The organism is Nitrobacter sp. (genome assembly GCF_051535235.1).
GTDB lineage: Bacteria > Pseudomonadota > Alphaproteobacteria > Rhizobiales > Xanthobacteraceae > Nitrobacter.
Window position 1 is genome coordinate 1 of sequence record NZ_JBPPLZ010000009.1, and the last position, 18,834, is coordinate 18,834.

General features: G+C 64.1%; 13 protein-coding genes. 6 read left to right on the plus strand and 7 right to left on the minus strand.

Annotated features, from left to right (window positions below; translation table 11 throughout):
- Positions 1 to 123: 123 nt before the first annotated feature.
- On the minus strand, positions 124 to 1,212 hold the full coding sequence (locus ACS3WA_RS12435) for an HD-GYP domain-containing protein (RefSeq protein WP_438278828.1): 1,089 nt from the start codon (positions 1,210 to 1,212) through the stop codon (positions 124 to 126).
- Between the two features lie 304 nt (positions 1,213 to 1,516).
- Here ACS3WA_RS12435 and ACS3WA_RS12440 point away from each other — a divergent pair, with 304 nt between their 5' ends.
- The 3 genes from ACS3WA_RS12440 to ACS3WA_RS12450 all read left to right on the plus strand — a co-directional run bounded on the left by ACS3WA_RS12440 (position 1,517) and on the right by ACS3WA_RS12450 (position 5,542).
- Positions 1,517 to 1,873 (plus strand): hypothetical protein, encoded by a 357-nt coding sequence (locus ACS3WA_RS12440; protein ID WP_438278829.1) that lies wholly within the window; start codon positions 1,517 to 1,519, stop codon positions 1,871 to 1,873.
- Positions 1,874 to 2,057: 184 nt separating this feature from the next.
- Positions 2,058 to 4,505: an adenylate/guanylate cyclase domain-containing protein gene (locus tag ACS3WA_RS12445; protein WP_438278830.1), complete on the plus strand. Its 2,448-nt coding sequence runs from the start codon at positions 2,058 to 2,060 to the stop codon at positions 4,503 to 4,505.
- Positions 4,506 to 4,639: 134 nt separating this feature from the next.
- Positions 4,640 to 5,542 carry an efflux RND transporter periplasmic adaptor subunit gene (locus tag ACS3WA_RS12450; RefSeq protein ID WP_438278831.1) on the plus strand — a complete coding sequence of 301 codons (903 nt, stop codon included), beginning with the start codon at positions 4,640 to 4,642 and terminating at the stop codon, positions 5,540 to 5,542.
- A gap of 6 nt (positions 5,543 to 5,548) precedes the next feature.
- Here the strand turns inward: ACS3WA_RS12450 and ACS3WA_RS12455 are convergent, their stop codons facing one another.
- Entirely contained in the window at positions 5,549 to 6,427 is an 879-nt protein-coding gene (locus ACS3WA_RS12455) for a caspase family protein (protein ID WP_438278832.1), read from the minus strand.
- Positions 6,428 to 6,824: 397 nt separating this feature from the next.
- On the opposite strand from ACS3WA_RS12455, the gene ACS3WA_RS12460 reads away from it, so the two are divergent.
- Positions 6,825 to 8,561 (plus strand): hypothetical protein, encoded by a 1,737-nt coding sequence (locus ACS3WA_RS12460; protein ID WP_438278833.1) that lies wholly within the window; start codon positions 6,825 to 6,827, stop codon positions 8,559 to 8,561.
- Positions 8,562 to 8,659: 98 nt separating this feature from the next.
- Positions 8,660 to 9,271 carry a pyridoxamine 5'-phosphate oxidase family protein gene (locus ACS3WA_RS12465; protein WP_438278924.1) on the plus strand — a complete coding sequence of 204 codons (612 nt, stop codon included), beginning with the start codon at positions 8,660 to 8,662 and terminating at the stop codon, positions 9,269 to 9,271.
- A 123-nt stretch (positions 9,272 to 9,394) separates the two neighbouring features.
- Here ACS3WA_RS12465 and ACS3WA_RS12470 read toward each other — a convergent pair whose 3' ends face one another.
- Positions 9,395 to 11,308: an AsmA family protein gene (locus tag ACS3WA_RS12470; protein WP_438278834.1), complete on the minus strand. Its 1,914-nt coding sequence runs from the start codon at positions 11,306 to 11,308 to the stop codon at positions 9,395 to 9,397.
- A 269-nt stretch (positions 11,309 to 11,577) separates the two neighbouring features.
- Between ACS3WA_RS12470 and ACS3WA_RS12475 the strand changes: the two genes are divergently transcribed.
- On the plus strand, positions 11,578 to 12,252 hold the full coding sequence (locus ACS3WA_RS12475; protein ID WP_438278835.1) for a Crp/Fnr family transcriptional regulator: 675 nt from the start codon (positions 11,578 to 11,580) through the stop codon (positions 12,250 to 12,252).
- Positions 12,253 to 12,260: 8 nt separating this feature from the next.
- Here the strand turns inward: ACS3WA_RS12475 and ACS3WA_RS12480 are convergent, their stop codons facing one another.
- The 4 genes from ACS3WA_RS12480 to ACS3WA_RS12495 form a co-directional block, all read right to left on the minus strand.
- Positions 12,261 to 15,386, minus strand: coding sequence for an efflux RND transporter permease subunit (locus tag ACS3WA_RS12480; protein WP_438278836.1), 3,126 nt, complete (start codon positions 15,384 to 15,386; stop codon positions 12,261 to 12,263).
- Positions 15,386 to 16,258, minus strand: a complete 873-nt coding sequence (locus ACS3WA_RS12485; protein ID WP_438278837.1) for an efflux RND transporter periplasmic adaptor subunit — start codon at positions 16,256 to 16,258, stop codon at positions 15,386 to 15,388. Before ACS3WA_RS12485 ends, ACS3WA_RS12480 begins: the two co-directional genes overlap by 1 nt.
- A 106-nt stretch (positions 16,259 to 16,364) precedes the next feature.
- Positions 16,365 to 17,903, minus strand: a complete 1,539-nt coding sequence (locus tag ACS3WA_RS12490) for a caspase family protein (RefSeq protein WP_438278838.1) — start codon at positions 17,901 to 17,903, stop codon at positions 16,365 to 16,367.
- A gap of 198 nt (positions 17,904 to 18,101) precedes the next feature.
- Positions 18,102 to 18,740, minus strand: coding sequence for an OmpA family protein (locus tag ACS3WA_RS12495; protein WP_438278839.1), 639 nt, complete (start codon positions 18,738 to 18,740; stop codon positions 18,102 to 18,104).
- Between the last annotated feature and the right edge of the window lie 94 nt (positions 18,741 to 18,834).

Here is an 18,834-nt window from a genome sequence, read left to right on the forward strand (position 1 = left end):
TTTGCCTTCGGAGGGCAACGCTCTATCCAGCTGAGCTACGGGTGCCGAAGCATTCCGTTTAGCCGATCGACCGGGCGTGGGCAATGTCCTGCAGCCTGCCGATCCGGAAATTGCCGTCGCCGGTCAATAGCCCAGCGCCACCGGCCGGAACGCCTGCAGCAGGTGCTGGTCGAGCTTGTCGCCCATTTCTTCCATGACCGCGAAGGACTTGGCGTGCGTGAACGGGAGGCGATAGGCCCGTTGCTCGACCAGCGCCGCATGAATGTCCACGATCGTGGTCAGGCGCACGATGTCGCTGATCTGATCGCCGCGCAGGCCATCGGGATATCCCGAGCCGTCGAGAAATTCATGATGGTGCAGAACGACATCGAGCACCTCCGGCGGAAAGCCTCCCTGATTCAGCAAGGCTTCGTAGCCAAGGTGCACATGCCGGCGGATTTCGGTCTTCTCCTCGCTGGTGAGTTTGCCGGGCTTGTCGAGGATCGCGACGGGAATGAAAGCCTTGCCCACGTCGTGCAGCAATGCGGCACGCGCCAGCCGGCGCTGATCGTCCTCGCGAAGCCCGAGCTGTAGCGCGAAGGCCACGGCGAATCCCGTGACGAACAGACAATGACGATAAGTGTGGGTGTGATGACGGCCGACGGTGGCCAGCCATTGACGCAGCGATGTGGTTTTGATGGCTTTGACAATCTGATGCTCAGCCTCCAGCACGTCGCTGAATGCAAGCGGTACTCCGGCAGGAAGCTCTGTGAATATCTTCACCAGCACGGCATGAGCCGACGCGATGCCCTGGTTCAGCGCGGTGTCGTTTGCCGTTGCATCCTTGTCGTCAGGAAATGCGAGACGAATGCGTTGCAGAATGACTTGCGCGTCGAAAGGCCGCGAAATCGTGTCTGTCGCGCCAAGCGCCCATGCCTGCATCGAGCCATGGTGAAGCGCATCCGCGAGAACGAACAGCCGTGGCACCGATCGATAGGCCTCGATGCACAGTTTGTCGCGCACCCGCAGCACGCTTTCGGCCGAGCGCAGATTGATGTCGACGACGATGCCGGAAAACCGGCCGGCGGGAGCGTCCGGAATCCCGGAGGTGGGGCTGGTATCGACCTCGCCGACGCGCTGCAGGATCGCCCCGAGGTCGCCGCTTCGATCGCTCCGGTCGGATGCCAGGAGCAGGCGGCGCCTCGCGCGTGATCCGGTTGTGAGCGTCGTCATTGGTCCTCGTCGGCTGCAGTTCAACGCTGCACGAACTTTAGCCGATAAGTAGATTCGCGAAGATTAAGCGGTATTATTAACGCCGCCATAGCGGTCCGCCGATAATTCAACGGAAAACATTCCCCTCGTTAACTTCTGGGAGATCAGACATCCGGCGGAGCCGGCAGGGCAAGTTGCGACGATGATTTGCTAATCGCTGCAAGCTCGCGCGGAAATCTCGAGTGCAAATGTGTTAGGGATCGCTCATGGAAGCTGGCAGAATTCCGGATCACGGTTTACGTGTCAGCAAGCACAAGGCGGCATCATGAAACAACGGACATTGACCCTGGCATCGGCATGTGGCGTTGCGTTTCTGGCGGCGTGTATCTCGCCGGGATATGCGCAGCAATCGGCAACGTTCCCTTATTCGCCATCCTTTACGGCGACGCTGTCGAACAACAGGCCGCTGGCTTTCGGCATGGACGAGGCGACCGCAGCGACCGCGCTCGGCGTGCCCCTGAACTACATCAGCGGACGTCCGGGCAACGAGGTTTTTCTGGCGCTCCGGAGCTACGGCGGCAGCGGCTTCTTCGATCGCAGGGACCGGCTTTATCTGCAATTCCGCGGGGGTCGTCTCGCGGGCTGGAAGGGCGATTGGGGCCACAACTGGATGTGGCGATAACAACAAGCGCCGCGGGCGGGAAAAATGCGCAACCCATGTTTCCGGTTTGAACTGCCGCCCTCTCCGGGAATGTTTCCATTCCCGTGCAGACCATCTAAAATCAACGAATGTGTTGTAGCCCAAGCTGGCCTCTGGCGAATGCAATGACAAGCCGATCGACGGCGAAAGTCGTGCGGGGACATTGATGAGCGGGGGCGGGGATAACACTCGATACCGCCGCAGGGGCCTGTTCGCCAAATACGTCATGTCGCTCGTCGGGCTGGTCGTGTTCGTTCTCGCGGTCAACGGCGCGCTCGAGATCTGGATCAGCTACAACCAGACCAGGACCGCGCTTGTACGCGAGATGACGGAGAGAGCGGATACGACGGCGCATCGCATCGAACAGTCGATCACGGATCTGGAACGCCAGGTGAGTTGGGTTACGCGCGCCAGCGTCGTCACCGTCGAACAGCGGCGCGCAGACTACGCGGAATTGCTCAATCAGGTGCCGGCCGTCAGCCGCATCTTCCAGCTTGACGGGCAGGGGCATGAGCAGCTTCGCCTGTCGCGTCTCTCGGTCTCGTTCGGCAGCGGCGCTGATTTTTCCCGCGACGTGAGATTCACGCAGGCCGTCGCCAAGGGTATCTCCTACGGGCCGGTTTTCTTCCGTGAACAACAGCCCTTCATGTCGATCGCCGTCGCTCACGCCGGGCGTGACGCCGGCGCGTCGGTCGCGGAAATCGATCTTCGCTTTCTGTCCAAATATATCGACGAAGCGCAGGCCGGAAAAATCGGTTCGGCCTATGTCGTGGACTCGAACGGCATTCTGCTCGCCGGCTCCGACAAGGATATGCAGCCCGGCAAGGATCTGTCGGCGCTGCCGCAACTCGCAGCGTCGCTGAAATCCGGCAACACGTCGTCCGTGTCGGGCACGAACGACGAAGGCAATGCAGTGCTGACCGCGTCGAGCCAGGTCCCGAAGCTCCGCTGGTTCGTGCTGTTCGAACAACCCGCAAGTCAAGCGCTCGCGCCGATCCACGATCTTTTGATTCGCATCGGACTTTTGGTCGCCTTCGGTCTTGTGCTCGCGATTCTCGCCGGAATGCTGCTGGCGCGGCGCATGCTGGTCCCGATCCAGGCGCTCAACACCGGCGCGCAACGGCTCGGCGGCGGCGACTTCGAACACCGTATCGACGTCAGGACCGGCGACGAACTGGAGCAACTCGCCGGGCGGTTCAACAGCATGGCCGGACAGCTTCGCGAGACCTATTCCGATCTCGAACTCAAGGTCAGGGACCGCACGCGCGAACTCGCGCAGTCGGTGAGCGAACTCAAGGCGCTCGAAGAGTTCGGCCGCGCCGTCGCCTCCTCGCTCGATCTCAACGCCGTTCTCCGCACGGTCGCCGGACGCGCGTTCGCGATCACCAAAGCAGATGCCGTGCTGATCTACGGCTTCGATGCGGAAGCTCGCCGCTTTGATCTCATCGAGGTCAGCGGCATGGAGAAGCCGGCAGACGGCGACCATGGCGTCATCAGCGCCGACGATGGCCTGTTGGGTCAGGCCGCCGCGACCGGCCAGCCGATCGCAATTGAAGACTTCGCAACGTCGGAGGCAAATCCGCTTAAAGATGCCGCCGCGGCTGGTTTCCGTTCCGCGCTGGCGGTGCCGCTGGTCGACCAGCAAGGCGTTCTTGGCGCGCTGATCGTGCTGCGCCGGGGCACAGGCGCATTTTCGCCGGACCTGCTCGGGTTGATGCAGACGTTCGCTCATCAGTCGGTGCTGGCGATGCGCAACGCGCGGCTTTTCCACGAGGTCGATCAGAAAGGCAAGGAACTCGCGACCGCGCACGGCATCGTGCAGCAGCAGGCCGACAAGCTGCAGCAACAGACCTATCAACTGCTCAACTGGAACAAGTCGCTTGAGGAGCAGGTCGGCAAGCAACTCGGAGAGATCGAACGGATCAGGCGGCTCGAACGCTTCCTCGCACCGCAAGTCGCGCAGCTCGTCGCCTCGTCCGATGGGCAGAACTCGCTGCTGGACAGCCATCGCGGCGAAGTCACGGTCGTGTTCTGCGACCTGCGCGGCTTCACGGCCTTCACCGAAAGCTCGGAGCCGGAAGAGGCGATGAACGTGCTGCGGGAATATCATGCCGCGCTCGGCGAACTGATCTTCAAGTACGAAGGCACGCTGGACCGTTACGCCGGCGACGGCGTGATGATTCTGTTCAACGCGCCGATCCCGGTTCCGGATCACACGCCGCGCGCGGTGAGGATGGCGGTGGAAATGCGCGACAGCATCGGGGTGCTGTCGCAGAAATGGCGCAACCGAGGTCACAGCCTCGGCTTCAGCGTCGGGATCGCCGTCGGCTATGCGACGCTCGGTCAGGTCGGCTTCGAGCGCCGGCTCGAATATGCGGCGATCGGCAGCGTGACCAACCTCGCCTCGAGGCTATGCGACGAAGCCAAGGCAGGCCAGATCGTGGTCAATCAGCGCGCTTATGGCATGGTGGAGAATTTCGTGGAGGCGACGGCCCTGGCGCCGCTGGTCCTGAAGGGCTTTCACCATCCGGTCGCGGCCGTCGAGATCCATCGCTGGCAGGATCGCGCGAGCGGGGACTTCGCACCGCGCGCGGCGGCGGGTCGGTCAGTATGAATTTATTCGATTGTGTCGTGCGTTCGAACGCCCCGGATGTTGAATCGCCATGCCGGCTTGAATAGGCTTGCGCGGAGCGACACTGGCTGGTGCTGCGACGGCGTGGTGTTTTTTTTTTCGGAAAGAATCTTTCGATGCCGACCGAATCCTTTGACTCGCATCACGTCGCGACGCGGGTGATCGCTCTCGCCATCGTGCTCGGGACGGCGGTCGTCGCCTCTCAGGGATTCGCGGCCGGCGAGCAGGAGACCCCGAGCGGCGCGGCGGTCACGGTCCTGAAAGCCACGAGGTCCTGTTTCTCCGCCACTGTCGAGGTCAGCGGAATCCTGATCCCGAAGAATGAGGCGGCCGTGCGCCCGGAGCGGCCTGGGCTGAAGGTCACCGAGATATTGGCCGAGCCGGGACAGAGCGTCACCGCCGGGCAGACGCTCGCCCGCCTCAACCGTCCCGAGGGCGGTTCGACGCAGGTTCAGGCGCCGGTCGCGGGACTGGTCAGCAGCTCCACAGCCGAGATCGGCGCGATCGCGTCGGGCAAGGGCGAGGCATTGTTCAATATCGTCACCGGCAACGAGTTCGATCTGGTCGGCCAGGTGCCGATCACTGATCTGGCGAGCCTTGCGGTCGGTCAGACCGCCAGAGTGGTGGTGGTTGGCGCCGGCGACATGGATGGCAAAGTCCGGCTGGTCGCGCCGACGGTCGACCCGAACAGCCAGCTCGGGCAGGTCTTCATATCTGTCGATCCGAACAGGCACCTGCTGGTCAATGCGTCCGGCCGCGCGATCGTCAAGACCGGCGAAAGCTGCGGCATCGCGGTGCCGCTGACGGCGGTCCTGTACGGGAGCGCGGGCACCGTAGTTCAGGTGGTCCGGCGCCAGCGGGTCGAAACCCGGCGCGTCGAGGTTGGGTTGCTGTCGGGGGGGCGGGTCGAGATCCGCGAGGGATTATCGGATGGCGACGTGGTGGTGGCGCGCGCCGGCGCCCTGCTGCGCGAAGGCGATCCGGTCAGGCCGGTCACGGCCGACGCGAGCGCGAAGTAAGCCGCTTCAACCGCCGGCCTTGCGCGAGTCGGTTGTCGTTCGGGACCCGAACGGCACGTCCTGAGCCAGCGACGACGACACGGTCGGGACCTGCGTTCCGTCGCTTGCGCGCGACACCGCGATCCGCGTCTTGCTGAACACGGCTTCGGCATCCGGATTCGGCGTGTCCAGGCTCTTGAGCAATTCCGCCATCAGCAGGCTGTATTGCCCGCCCGACTCGTCGACCACCTGTCCCGGCGTGGCCGAGGACAGGATCAACGCATTGTCCGGCACATTGATCGGCGCAAGACCGTGAGAGTAGGAGCGGAAGCGCCGCTCATAGGGGTTGCGCCGCGATGCATCGATCACCGCGAGCTTGACCCTGGCGGAGCGTTCCTTCATCCCGCCGAGAACTGCTTCGACGGACAACCCGTCGCGCCGAACGTCGGCTTCCTTCCAGATCCGCGCATCGACCGGGATCATGTAGCTCTCGCGGCCGGACTGAATGCCGAAGCCGCTGAAGAACAGGAGCGCCGTCGTATCAGGACCGATCTTTGCTTCCAGGCGGCGGACCGCGCTGCGCATGTCATCCTTGTTGGCGTCCTCGACCATGATGACGTCGAAGCCGTCCCGCCGCAGGATCGTCGTCAGCGCCCGCGCATCGTTGATGGACTGCTTTAGCGGCTCGTTCGCATCCGGATAGTGTCCGTTGCCGATGACCAGCGCGACCCGCGGCGGCTTGATCGCGATGCTGCCGGTCGTGTCGGCGACAGTGAGAGCCTTCGCGACCTCCAGGCTGCGCTTGTTGAGCGCGGCATGGGCTCCGATCGCCAGCGATACCATCCCGACCAGGACGGCGGCCAGTGTGACCGACCGGGAGGAAAGGCGAAGCGGCCCGAATTTCATAACGGTCAATTCCTGGTCAATGCGCGACGGCGCTTCCAAGGTCGCGCCAACGCCGGATCGGTTTGAGGGGGTGCCTGAACTGTCGCGGAGAAATACGCTGGTTCTGCGGCACTGCAACATAAGGTCATACCCTGCGCGTCCTCCATGAGCAACACGAAACCTTTATTTATTGAAAACACAATTGGTTAAGCACCTCGCGCACCTCCGAAAACCGGATGGCTCATCACGAATTTCCGGAGAGAGGCGGAACCTCAGGGCAATCAACCTGCCGCGGCGGGGCGGTGCAATGCCGTGAGCTGGGTCACGTTTGTATTTTTTGCCTATCCGTGTAGCTTTTCAATGGCTTGGCTGAATCAGGCCGTCGATGCCGTCCACGCATGGGAGCGCAGAGAGAAATATGACTGCTCGCCATGTCGCCGGCGCCGTCTACCGCGCGCTGACGAACCGCAAGGACGGCCCGTCGCTGTACGACATCTGCGATCCCCTCCTGCTGTGGCATAGCGGCGGCGATCCTCATCTCGCCAAGTTCTACAGAACCGCGCTGGCCAATCCGGCTCTGCGCCCGCTTTTGCGGCGGGCGGGCCTGCCGGAACTGCGGGACGAGGGCCGGTTTCGGGACCTGCAGGACGCGCTGCGGCACGCGCGGGACGATGAATGCCCGGACTGGGCGGCCATCGGCCGGCCGGTGGCCGCATTGCTGGACACCGTGACGCTGCACCATCCCCTGCCCAAACCGGTGGCCGCTGCGGGACCGCCGCCAAGCCTTGCCGAGATCGAACGCATCATCCGGACCTGCGGCGCGCATCTGCTCCGGTCGTTTGATAAGAACGGCTTCATCCCGACCTATGCCGCGTTCAACCTGATCGGCGATCCCGATCTGCGCGGCCGGGATTTTCTCGCCGCCCTTACCGGCCTCGATGCGCGCGGCTACAAGAACTCGACGCTGCTGTTCAATCTGGCGCGGGTCTTCATCGCGCGGTCGCCGGCGCGCGAGGTGATCAATCCGCCGTGGCAGGGCATCGCCGAACCGATGTGGGAGCCGGTGCAGATCCGGCATCGCTCGGCCTATTACGACGCCTTCTTCATCGAGGCGCTGTCGAGTTTCGCCGAAACCAGCCTCGCCACGCGAGTGGAAACCGATGCGATCCGCCGCGCGAACGCCGCGATGGTCGATTTCTGCCTCAAGACCAGCCGCGAGGACGTGCTCTCGCGCGACGGCGAGCGCGTCAGCGTCATCACCGCCTTGGCGCCGAATCCCCATCCGCGCTTCAGCCGCTTCTTCGCGCAGATCAAGCAGGACCTCGGCTTCGGTATCTACGTTCCCGACTGCGACACCACCGCCTGCGCGTTCTCGGCCGCGACGCAAGCCGGCTCGACCGATCCGATCCTCGATCAGCCGCTGCTCGATTTCTACGCCGGCTATCAGGCAGGCGGCGGCGCCAACGAGCGTCTTGTGACTGTGCCGCTGAACGACAACATCGACTATGACGGCGGCATCGTGACCTGGATCGACAACCTCGCGGGCGACCGCCCTTACGGCAACGATCTTGACCCCACCCTCAACCTCGATGTTCTCGAGGTCAGCTTCCGCAATTGTTCGCGGTGGCGCGTTCTGGAAACGCCGCGACGCCTGCAGACGGTGCAGCGGATCATCGGCTTCCAGAGACGGCTGGTCGAGAGCGGCGCGTTCAGCGATCCCAGGTCCCATATCTACTATCTGCCCGAACTCTACTGCGCCTACTTCGGACGCTGCCATGCGGCATTCGCGGCGCTGCCCGCCGCCGCCCGCCGGGCGATCGATCCCGATGACAGCTTCGGCTATATCCGCGGCCGGGTTCTTGCGTATGTTCAGGACACGCTGATCGCAGGCGAGATGAACGCGTTCGATGCCGCGCTGGCGCTGATCGCGTTGGGCCATCTCGGCGCCGACGCGACCGCCTTCACGCCTGCGCTCAACTGCATCGTCGGCCAGGTCGGCGAAGGCGGCCGGCGCGGACCTTTCAAGGCCTACGAATGGAACAAGATGAAAACGCCGACGCGCATTGTGGTGGGCGGGCCGGAAGTGACATCGGCCTTCGTGCTGATGGGACTGGCGCTCGCCCGCACGGCGATGTCGGCAGCGGCAAAACGGTAGGTCTCGCAGTTCCACGCATGCGCATGTATAGGGATGGCGGTCCGGGCTGGGTCGTCAACGGCGGGAAAGTCCGTTTCAACGCAGGGAGCAGCATTGTGGTGACCGCCATCGAGACGATCGAGCAACTCGAGGCCATCTACGGCCAGCCCGGCGAGGCGGCGACCATCAAGGTGGCCTACAGAATCACGCCGTCCTATCGCGCGCTGATCGAAAGTTCGCCGTTCGCCATATTGGCGACCTGCGGCGAGGAGGGACTTGACTGCTCGCCGCGCGGCGACCTGCCGGGCTTCGTTCGCGTTCAGGACGACCTCACCTTGGTCATTCCGGACCGGCGCGGCAACAACCGCATCGATTCGCTGCGCAATCTCATACGCGATCCCCGGGCGGCGTTGCTGTTCCTGATTCCGGGATCGGGCACCACTCTGCGGGTCAACGGCCGGGCGCTGGTGTCGGCCGATCCCGGGCTGCTGTCGTCATTCGGGGTCGAAGGCAAGACGCCGCGCTCGGTCATCGTCATGACGGTGAAGGAGATCTACTTTCAGTGCGCGCGCGCCATCATCCGTTCGCATCTCTGGGATCCCGCCCGTCACGTCGACCTCAAGAGCTTGCCGACGCCCGGCGAAATCCTCGCGGAGATGAGCAAGAGCCGCGTCGGCGGCGAGGAATACGACAAGGCATGGCTGGAGCGCGCGCGGAAGACGATGTGGTGATGTTGCGAGTGAAATCTTGCAGTTAGAGCATGATCCCGAAAAGTGGAAACCGGTTTTCGGAAAAGATCATGCTCAAACAAAAAGATGAGCGACGAGTCCGGTTCAACGCAGTTGAAACAGACTCTAGCGGCCGAATAGCTGCTTCATGATCTCATCGACGGGTGGCTGCTTGTCGCGGGACGGAGCCGATGGCTCTTGCGACGGCCGGGCGGGGGAAGGCTGCCCGTCGGGGGCGGTTGCTGCGCCGAGGCCCTGCCGGATCAGGCTATCCAGAGTCTCCCCGAAATTGGGACCGGATTTGTTCGGGTCTCCCGCTCCGCTTTGGCCGAACAGTCCCTGTCCCAATTCCCGAAGCTTCGCATAGGCCGCGGCGGGATCGTTCAGAATGCCGGCCACGTCCGGATAGATGAGCGGCTCGCTCCACGGCCCCTGCACGATGACCGGAATGCCGAGGCCGACCGGATCGGTGTTGCCGCTCTGACCTTCGGTTGTCATGACGAGCTTCGGCTCGACCCGGAAAGCCAGCGTCTTCGAGCCGATATCGACGGTGCCTGCGGCGGTCATCCGCACCAGCGGCCCGGCCAGGAACAGGTCGTTCGTGACGGCCTGTCCTTTCGCGATGGTCGCGGTCGCGCGGAGTTGCGACAGGTCAGTGGCCTGGTCCGGACGCTCCTGCCATCCGGACAATGTGCCCGACGTCAGCGCGCGGATCATCTTCGCGATGTTGAGATTGCGGATCGCGCCGTCGCGGACGTCGATCGAAGCCGTCCCGGTCAGGCTCGAGAGGATCGCGCGCAGACTGACGCCGGTGCCGGTCACGTCGGCCGTGGCCCGCATCCTGCCGTCGACATTGTCGAAACCGGCAAGGCCCGACAGCAACGGCAGCGCGCGCACGCCGGTCACGTCGGTCTTCAGCGCGTAGGACGGATTGCTGCCTTTCGCATCGATCGACAGGACGCCATTGGCTTGCCCGTCATAGGCTCCGAGATTCGAAAATGTCGCCTTCAGGACTCCGCCGGCGATGGCGGCCTCGACCGAGGCCGGCGCGAAGCGTGCTTCGCCGATCGTCAGTTCGGCCGCCGAAATCGTCACCTGCGCGTCGACGTAATTGAGCCCGCTGACATCGATTGCCGTATCGCTCCATGGCTGCGCGCCGGCTTTCGGGGCGAGAGGCTGGGGCGGCGGCGCGCCAAGACCGAGCCGCTGAAAATCGAGATCGACCTTGACCAGCGGCTTGCCCGCGAGATCGACTGATGCCCAGCCATTGAACTTGCCGTCGTCGAGCGATCCAGACAGGCCGTTGACGAGAAGCGTGTCGCCGTTGATCCGGACCTCGGCCTTCGCTGTCAGCCGGTGCGCGGGCGAGCCGGAAACCTCCAGCGTCAACTCGGTCGGGATATTCCGGCGCCCGAGCGGACCGGCGGACGGCGTAGCGGCGAGGGTGAATGTCAGCGGCCGGTCGCCGGGACGCGCATCGCCGGTGATGTTGATTTTCCGGTCGGCGCCAAGCGTCACGCTCGCGTTGATGTCGCCGACGGTTTCTTCCGTTCCGATTTGCGGATCAAAGAAAACGATCGTGCCATTGGACACCGTCATCCGCTCGATCGGAAATGCCGCCTCGTTGTCCGGCGTATTTTCAGGGCGCGTTGGGCCGACCGGGAGACTGCTGCCGGCGCGTTCGCGCAGCATCGGTAGCCGCAGCGTCGGATGGTCTATCGCCAGGTCCGAAATTTTCGGAGCGCCCGACAGCAGGCTCGCCAATTCGAAACCGGCGCGGATTTCTCCGACGGCAAGCCGTCCGTCGCTCGCGGAACTCCCCGGCCGGTCGAGGATGACGTTGTGCAGCGTAAGGCTCGGCGACGGCCATACCCCGATTTCGGTCCGGCCCTTGATCGCAATCCGGTAGCCGGTCTCTCGCGCGATCCTGTCCTGAACCAGCGAGGTGACGAAGCCGGAATGGGCCCCCGTCACCACGAGCACGATCAGGATCGCAACGAGGCAGGTTGCAGCGGCGCCCGCGATTTTCAATGCTCTCATCTTGCCGTCCCGGAAAATGGGGCCTTGTTCGTGAGCCGTAAACTATAGTCCTCTGGATTCCAGCATTCGCAAGAAGGCTCGCTGAAACGGGACGCGAATGCTAGAACCGGCTGCCGGAATGTTCCGTGACTTATGACACATTCCATCGAGCGCGATCCGGCATATTGAAAGTCATGACGATGTGGCAAGCAGCGGCGAGATCATTTTCAAAAATTTAGCTGACGACAACCCGTCGGCGTCACGGCGGTCGGTCTCAAGGGTGAATTGCGATGAGCAAGCAGTCGGAATTCGCGGTCATTCTCAAGATGAATCCGCTGTTTTCGGATCTCGGTGCGGACGATCTGCAGCGCATGGCGGCGCTATGCCACACCGAGCAGCTCGATGTCGGCGAGGTCCTGTTCCAGAAGGGCGATGACGGCGATGCACTGTACGGCGTGCGCCGCGGCCAGATCCGCATCGAGACCGGCGCCTCGGACGGCGGCCGTCTGACCCTGAATTTCCAGGGGCCGGGAGACCTGTTCGGCGAAATCGCCGTGCTCGACGGGCAGTCCCGCACCGCCGACGCGGTGGCGGGCGAGCGGAGCGAACTGTTCGTCCTGCGCCGCGGCGATCTGCTGGCGTTCCTGGAGCGGGAGCCGAAGATCGCAATCCGCCTGATCGAACTGTTGTGCCAGCGCATCCGCTGGATCAGCGAGCGAATGGAGGAATCGGTGCTGCAGCCGCTGGCGGTGCGGATGGCGCGCCGGCTGTGTGCGCTCGCCGACGACTACGGGTCGGAGGTCCATATTTCGCAGGAGCAGCTCGGCGTTTACGTCGGCGCGGCGCGCGAGAGCATCAATCGCCAGCTCCAGCAATGGCGCAAGGATGGTATCCTCGATCTTCAACGCGGCCGCATCCTGCTCAAGAACATGAGCCGGCTGACCGACGTGGCACGAAATTCATAACCTGCCGCTTATTCGCCGCCGGGCAAGCGGACAATATTCGGCGGCCCGTGTTTTCCGGCGGACGGCTCGGGCGCCTCGGCGCCCGATGTCAACATCCGCTTGCCGTAGCGCCAGATAAAGGCGCCGACATCGTCCATCATCAGGAACATCGCGGGCACGAACACCAGCGACAGCAGCGTTGAGAACAGCAGGCCCCCGATCACCGCGAGCGCCATCGGCGAGCGGAATTCGCCGCCCGCGCCGAACGCCAGCGCGCTCGGCATCATGCCCGCGACCATCGCGATGGTGGTCATCACAATGGGGCGGGCGCGCTTCATGCCGGCGTCGATGATCGCCTCCTCGCGCGCACGGCCCTCTCGGATCGATTCGACGGCAAACTCTACCAGCATGATGGCGTTCTTGGTGACGATGCCCATCAGCATCAGGATGCCGATCCAGACCGGCGTCGTAAGCTGCTTGCCGGTGACCAGCAACGCCATGATCGCGCCGCCGATCGACAGCGGCAGCGAGAACAGGATGGTGATCGGCTGCAGGAAGGTGCCGAACAGCAGCACCAGCACGGCGTAGACCATCATCAGCCCCGCCGTGATCGCGGTTGCGAATCCGTCCGACAGCTCGTTCAGGCTTTCGGCGTCGCCTGAAGGGTTGACCGTCACGCCCTTCGGCAGGGTTTTCATGACCGGCAGTTCGTGGATCATCCTGGTTGCGTCGCCGAGCGCGGCGGTGCCGACGAGGTCGGCCGCGACCGTGGCCTGCCGCTGCCGGTCGTAGCGGTTGATGCTGGTCGGACCCTGATCCAGCCTGATATCGGCGACGACGGAGAGCGGGACGTGGCCGCGGCCGCCGCCGATCGGCACCTGCATCTGTTCCAGCATCTTCAGGTCGGCGCGGGCGCTGTCTTCCAGTTGCACGCGGATCGGAACCTGGCGGTCGCCGGCGTCGAACTTCGCCAGCGCCGGACCGACATCGCCGATGGTGGCGACGCGGATGGTTTGCGACAGTTGCTCGGTCGAGACGCCGAGACGGGCAGCGAGGTCAGCGCGCGGCTGGATGCGCAGTTCGGGACGGTCGAGCGAGGTCTCCGGCGTAATGTTGGCGAGCAGCGGAATGCGCTTCATCTGCGTCGCCAGTTCGTTGGCGACGTTGCCGACGATGCTGATGTCGGGGCCGGTCACCACCAGCGCCACCGCGCGAAGGCCGTTCTCATCGAGGAACCAGTAGCGGATGTCAGGGATGCTTTCGAGCTCCTGCCCGATCGAGAGTTCAAGCTCGCGCTGGGTCATGCCGCGATCGTGCTTGGGCGTGTAGTTGATGATCAAGGACGCGCGGCGCACCTCCTGGATGCCGGGCGGTACGCGACCGCCATCGACGAACACGCTCCTGACTTCGGGGCGCTTGCGCAGCCGCGCCACGATATTTTCCGTCACCTTCTCGGTGTAGGCGAGTTGCGAGCCCGGTGGCAGTTCCATCGCCAGCAGAGAGCGCGCGGTGTCCTGCGCGGGCAGAAAGCCCTGCGGCAGCAGCTTGATGCTGAGAATCGAGGCGGCGAAGACCGCAAGCCCGATCAGGACCGTCACATAATAGTGCCGCACCGACCAGGTGACGAGGCCGGCATAGCCGCGCAGCACGCGGCCGGGCGGCGAAGGCTCATGCGGATGATCCTTCATGAAATAGGCGGCGAGCACCGGCGTCACGAAACGCGCGGCCAGCAGCGAGAAGAACACCTGCACCGAAACGGTGATGCCGAACTGCTTGAAGAACTGTCCGGCGATGCCGGACATGAAACTCGCCGGCGCGAAGATCGCGATGATGGTGAGGCTGATCGCGATCACGGCGAGACCGATTTCGTCGGCGGCTTCCAGTGCCGCGCGGTAGGGCGATTTGCCCATGCGCATGTGGCGCACGATGTTCTCGATCTCGACGATGGCGTCGTCGACGAGAATGCCGGTCGACAACGTGATGGCGAGGAAGCTGACCAGGTTCAGCGAGAAGCCGAGAATGTCCATCGCCCAGAAGGCCGGGAAAATCGATAGCGGCAGCGAGATCGCGGCGATGATGGTGGCGCGGATGTCGCGCAGGAACAGGAAGACGATGATGACGGCGAGGATCGCGCCTTCGAACAGGGTCGAGATCGCGGCTTCGTAGTTGCCGTGCGTGAAATCCACCGAAGTGTCGATCAGTTTCAGATCGACGTCGGGATACTGCTCCTTCAGCGCGTCGATCCGCGTCTGCACAGCCTTCGCCACCACGACGTCGCTTGCGCCCTTGGAGCGCTTGATGCCGAGCGCGACCACGGGCTCGCCGTTGAAGCGGGCGAAGGTCCGGCGGTCGGCGATGGTGTCGGTTACCGTGCCGAGATCGTCGAGCCGCAGTTCTCCGCCGGTCGGGAGCGAGATCATCGTTCCCGCCAGTTCGCTGATGGTCTTGGCGCCTGCGAGGGTCCGGATGACCTGATCGTTCTGTCCGATCTCCGCCCGTCCTCCGGCGACGTCGACATTGGTGCCGCGCAGGCGCTGGTTGACGTCGACCGCCGTCAGACCCGCAGCCCGCAGGCGATCCGGATCGAGCGAGACCAGGATTTCGCGCTCGACGCCGCCGATGCGCTCGACCTGCGCGACGCCGCGCACGCCCTGCAGCGCGCGCTTGACCACGTCGTCGACGAAATACGACAGTTGCTCGGGCGTCTTGCCCGGCGAGATCGCGGCATAGGTGACGATCGGCAGTCCGATGACGTCGACGCGCTGGATCAGCGGTTCGTTGACGTTCTGCGGGAGATTGGCGCGGACACGCGTCACGGCGTCCTTGACGTCGTTCAGCGCCCGGTCGGTATTGGTTTCCAGCGCGAACTGGATCGTGGTCAGCGACAGGCCGTCGGTGATCGACGACGAAATATGCCGGACGCCCTCGACGCCCGAAACGCCGTCCTCGATGGTCTTGGTAACCTGCGCCTCGAGTTCGGCCGGCGCCGCGCCGAATTGCGAAACTGCGACTGAGATGACGGGAATATCCGCGCTGGGCAGCCGCGTGATCGCGAGCCTGGTGAAACTGACCCAGCCCAGCAATAGCAGAATGATCGAGAAGACGACGGACGGAAGCGGATGCCGGATCGACCAGGCGGAAACATTGAGGGTCATTAACGTGCTCGCGATCGATCGAGGTCGTCGGCGAACATGGCCTTGACCCGGTCGCCGTCATGCAGCGAGGTGCCGGCATCGGCCACGACGATGTCTCCGACTTTCAGACCCTCGAGGATTTCGATGGCGGTGTCGGACGTCAATCCGGCGCGAACGCGCCGCGTCTCCACGATATCTCCGTTCACCACCTGAACCGTCAGATGATCGATCGCGGAGCGGGGAATGGCCACGCCGCAACTGCGTCTGGCGTCGATGCTGGCGCGGGCGAACATTCCGATCCGCAAATTCCGGTCGGTGTTCAGCGACAGCCGGACATGACCCATCTGTGTCTTGCGGTCGATTTCGGGCGACACCAGGCGGACGCGTCCGACCAGGTCCGGTCCGTCCTGCCGGCTGATGCGCGCGCTCGCGCCCGGATTGAGCTTGAGCACATGGATCGAAGGCACCTCGGCATCCAGTTCGATCTCGTTGTTGACCGCGATCCGAAACATCGGCGGAGCCTGTGGCGATGCCGGCGCTCCGACGGCGGTGCGAACCTCGGTTACGAGACCGGCCGCCGGGGCGCGCAGGAGAACCGATCCCGATTTGCCGGGAGGCGGCGTCAGCCGGGCGAGTTCCTGATTCATCGCGACCGTGTCGCCTTCGCGCACCAGCACGTCGGTCACGCGCGATCCTTCCTGGTCCGGAAGGACCACCGCTTCCTGACGCGGAACGGCGAAGCCGGTCACGCGCACCAGGTCGGAAAAGCAGGCATTGGCCGCGCGGGCCACGGTCACGGGAATGCCGCTGTCGTCCGCGCCGCGCGACGGACTGACGACACCGATCGTCGCTGCCAGCGCGCAGAGCAACAGGCCGGTCGCGACTTCACGCATGCATCGCAAGCCCATATCCGCAATCCGAAAGTCGCCTCACCTTGCAGTTTCTTTCATGGCAAGCCGCGGGCCGCAACGGATGATGGTTCATGACCGAACCAAAGCATCAGCGCACGCCGTAACCGGCGAATTCCTTCTCGATGTCGGGGTCCATCGCCTTGGCATTGGCGATGTCCAGCTTCCCCTCGGCAACGGCGCCGCTGCGCTGCCTGGCGAGGCCTCTTCCGTAAAGCGACGACGTCAGTCTCGGGTTGATCTTGAGCGCGGCGTCGAAATCCGCGATCGCGTTCTTGTTCGCGCCGCTCTTGAGGTTGAGCAGGCCGCGGCTGTCCAGCGCGTCGACGAAACCCGGCCGCAGCCTGAGCGCCTCGTCGCAGTCGCGCCGCGCGCCTTGCAATTCGCCGATCACGGTCCGGGTCCAGCAGCGATTGTTGTAGGCCTCGGCGTCCTTCGGATTGAGCCGGATCACCGCATCGAAATCCTTGATGGCGGGCGCGTAGGCGCCTTTGCCGGCATAGACCTGCCCGCGCCGGTACAAAGCGTTGGCGTCCTTGGGATTGGCGGAGATTGTGGAGGTGAGCGACTTGATCGTCGGATCGTCGGCCAGGGCGAGCGCGGTCTTCGCGTTATCCTGTGCTGGCGCCGGTATTGGCGCTGCGGGCTCCGTGACATGAGCGGGTGGAGCGAGTGGCGGTTCAGCGGGCGGCGTCGCGTCCGCCGGCGGCCTTGAAGCAACGGCGGGCGGCGTCGGGGGAGCGGATGCGACTGGCGGTGGTGCCGGCGAAGGCGCGGCCGGCGGCGGCGCTGCGACGGGTTCAACTTCGGGGCGTGACGGCAATGGTGGCGCTGCGGCGACGCCGGGCGCGCCATGCTGGCCGGGAATGAAATAGAAATCCTCCGCCAGAGACGATGAAATCCAGGGCACCTGCTCGGCGCGTGAGGCTCGCGTCACGCCGACGCGGGTACGGTTCAGCGTTTCCTCGGCGGTCAGGTCGGGAACGCGAATCTCCTTCAGCAACTCGCCGACGAACAGGCTGTGATCGGTGCTGGTATCGCCGATCACCGAACTCAACGCCGCCGAATACATCACCAGCGTGCCGCTCGGGGCGATGACGGGCGCCAGACCTGCCGAGAAGCTGCGGAAGCGGCGCTCGAACGGATTGCGGCGCGATGCGTCGATCAGCGCAATCTTGACGCCGGCGCCGCGGTTGTTGATCTCGCCCAGGATGGTCTCCAGGCTGAAGCCGTCGCGGCGGACGTCCGCTTCGGTCCAGATCTGCGCATTCACCGGTATGAGAAAGCTCTGGCGTCCGGACTGGATGCCATATCCGCTGAAGAAGATCAGCGCGACGCTGCCGGGCTTGATGCGGCTGTAAAGACGTTGAAGCGCGTGGCGCATGGCTTCGCCGGTCAAATTCTCGCCGGTCTCGACGTCGAAGCCATCATGCTTGAGTTCGTCGGCAACGTCGCGGACATCGTTGATCGGCTCCTTGAGCGGTGCTTCGCTATCGGGATAGCTGGCGTTGCCGATCACGAGCGCGATTCGCGCGCTGCCTTTTTCCGTCGCGGCCGATGCAGCCGCCGGCGCCATCGCAGGCAGCATCGTCAGCATCAACACCGCCACGCCAGCAGATCGAAGGTTCATACGACGCCAGTCCACCCGTCAGATGCCGTTCCAGTCCGCGCCGGGGCGACCTTATATGAGGCCATCGGCGTTTTCAAACCGGCGGCTCGGCGCTCGTTAACCTCCGGTGAATATCGCTCGTGATGCGTGGATCGACCGCATTCGCGCCGCATGGCGCAGGCAGGCATAGGGCGGCTTGCGATGATGCGCCTTATGGCGTCATTTTTTCTCGGCCTGGTCCTTCGCCGCCATGTTGACAACCTCGACGCGGCGATTTTCCGCAGCGAACGGGTCGGCGGGATTCTTGTATCCCTCCTTTCCATATCCGGCGGAGAGCAGGTTTGCCGCGGGGATGTGATACGTCTCGATGAGGAAACGCTTCACGGCTTCTGCCCGGCGTTCGGAGAGATCGTGATTGTAGGCGTCGGATCCCTTGCCGTCGGTGTGGCCGCCGAGCATGATGACGGAACCCGCGAGTTCGTTGCTCGTCAGCGCCTTGCCGAGGCTGTGCAACTGCGGTTTGGCGCGGGCGGTCAGGGCCGCGGAATCGAAATCGAAATTGATGTCCAGATCGATCTTCGGGCGGTTGGCGGCGATTGCCGCCAGATGATCGCGGTCGTCCAGGGATAGCGAGCGGGTCTTGCCGCGCACGCTCTTGACGAAGTCCAGATCGCCTTGGGTCAGCGCGGGCTGTGCGGGCGCGCTCAGGCTTCGCGTCCGTGAGACCTTCAACCCGTCGATGATCTGCTGCGCGGAGAGGTCCCCGGCCAAGGCGCCCTGCGGTACGGTGATCACAGTCAGGCCGGCCACCAGCATGGCTGCTCGCAGTCCTTTTCCGGATGTCATCCGACGAGACATGATCTTCTCCTGTCTTTTCATGGCCGCCCCGCGACGAGAGCGGCTGCCGCACTCTGGGCCGGGATATCGGGCCAATACTGTGATTTGCATCACG

What these genes read in the sequence shown, in the direction of transcription:
- ACS3WA_RS12435 (WP_438278828.1), bottom strand. Translation starts at nt 1,212, where the DNA reads ATGACGACGCTCACAACCGGATCACGCGCGAGGCGCCGCCTGCTCCTG.
- ACS3WA_RS12440 (WP_438278829.1), top strand. Translation starts at nt 1,517, where the DNA reads ATGAAACAACGGACATTGACCCTGGCATCGGCATGTGGCGTTGCGTTT.
- ACS3WA_RS12445 (WP_438278830.1), top strand. Translation starts at nt 2,058, where the DNA reads ATGAGCGGGGGCGGGGATAACACTCGATACCGCCGCAGGGGCCTGTTC.
- ACS3WA_RS12450 (WP_438278831.1), top strand. Translation starts at nt 4,640, where the DNA reads ATGCCGACCGAATCCTTTGACTCGCATCACGTCGCGACGCGGGTGATC.
- ACS3WA_RS12455 (WP_438278832.1), bottom strand. Translation starts at nt 6,427, where the DNA reads ATGAAATTCGGGCCGCTTCGCCTTTCCTCCCGGTCGGTCACACTGGCC.
- ACS3WA_RS12460 (WP_438278833.1), top strand. Translation starts at nt 6,825, where the DNA reads ATGACTGCTCGCCATGTCGCCGGCGCCGTCTACCGCGCGCTGACGAAC.
- ACS3WA_RS12470 (WP_438278834.1), bottom strand. Translation starts at nt 11,308, where the DNA reads ATGAGAGCATTGAAAATCGCGGGCGCCGCTGCAACCTGCCTCGTTGCG.
- ACS3WA_RS12475 (WP_438278835.1), top strand. Translation starts at nt 11,578, where the DNA reads ATGAGCAAGCAGTCGGAATTCGCGGTCATTCTCAAGATGAATCCGCTG.
- ACS3WA_RS12480 (WP_438278836.1), bottom strand. Translation starts at nt 15,386, where the DNA reads ATGACCCTCAATGTTTCCGCCTGGTCGATCCGGCATCCGCTTCCGTCC.
- ACS3WA_RS12485 (WP_438278837.1), bottom strand. Translation starts at nt 16,258, where the DNA reads ATGCGTGAAGTCGCGACCGGCCTGTTGCTCTGCGCGCTGGCAGCGACG.
- ACS3WA_RS12490 (WP_438278838.1), bottom strand. Translation starts at nt 17,903, where the DNA reads ATGAACCTTCGATCTGCTGGCGTGGCGGTGTTGATGCTGACGATGCTG.
- ACS3WA_RS12495 (WP_438278839.1), bottom strand. Translation starts at nt 18,740, where the DNA reads ATGTCTCGTCGGATGACATCCGGAAAAGGACTGCGAGCAGCCATGCTG.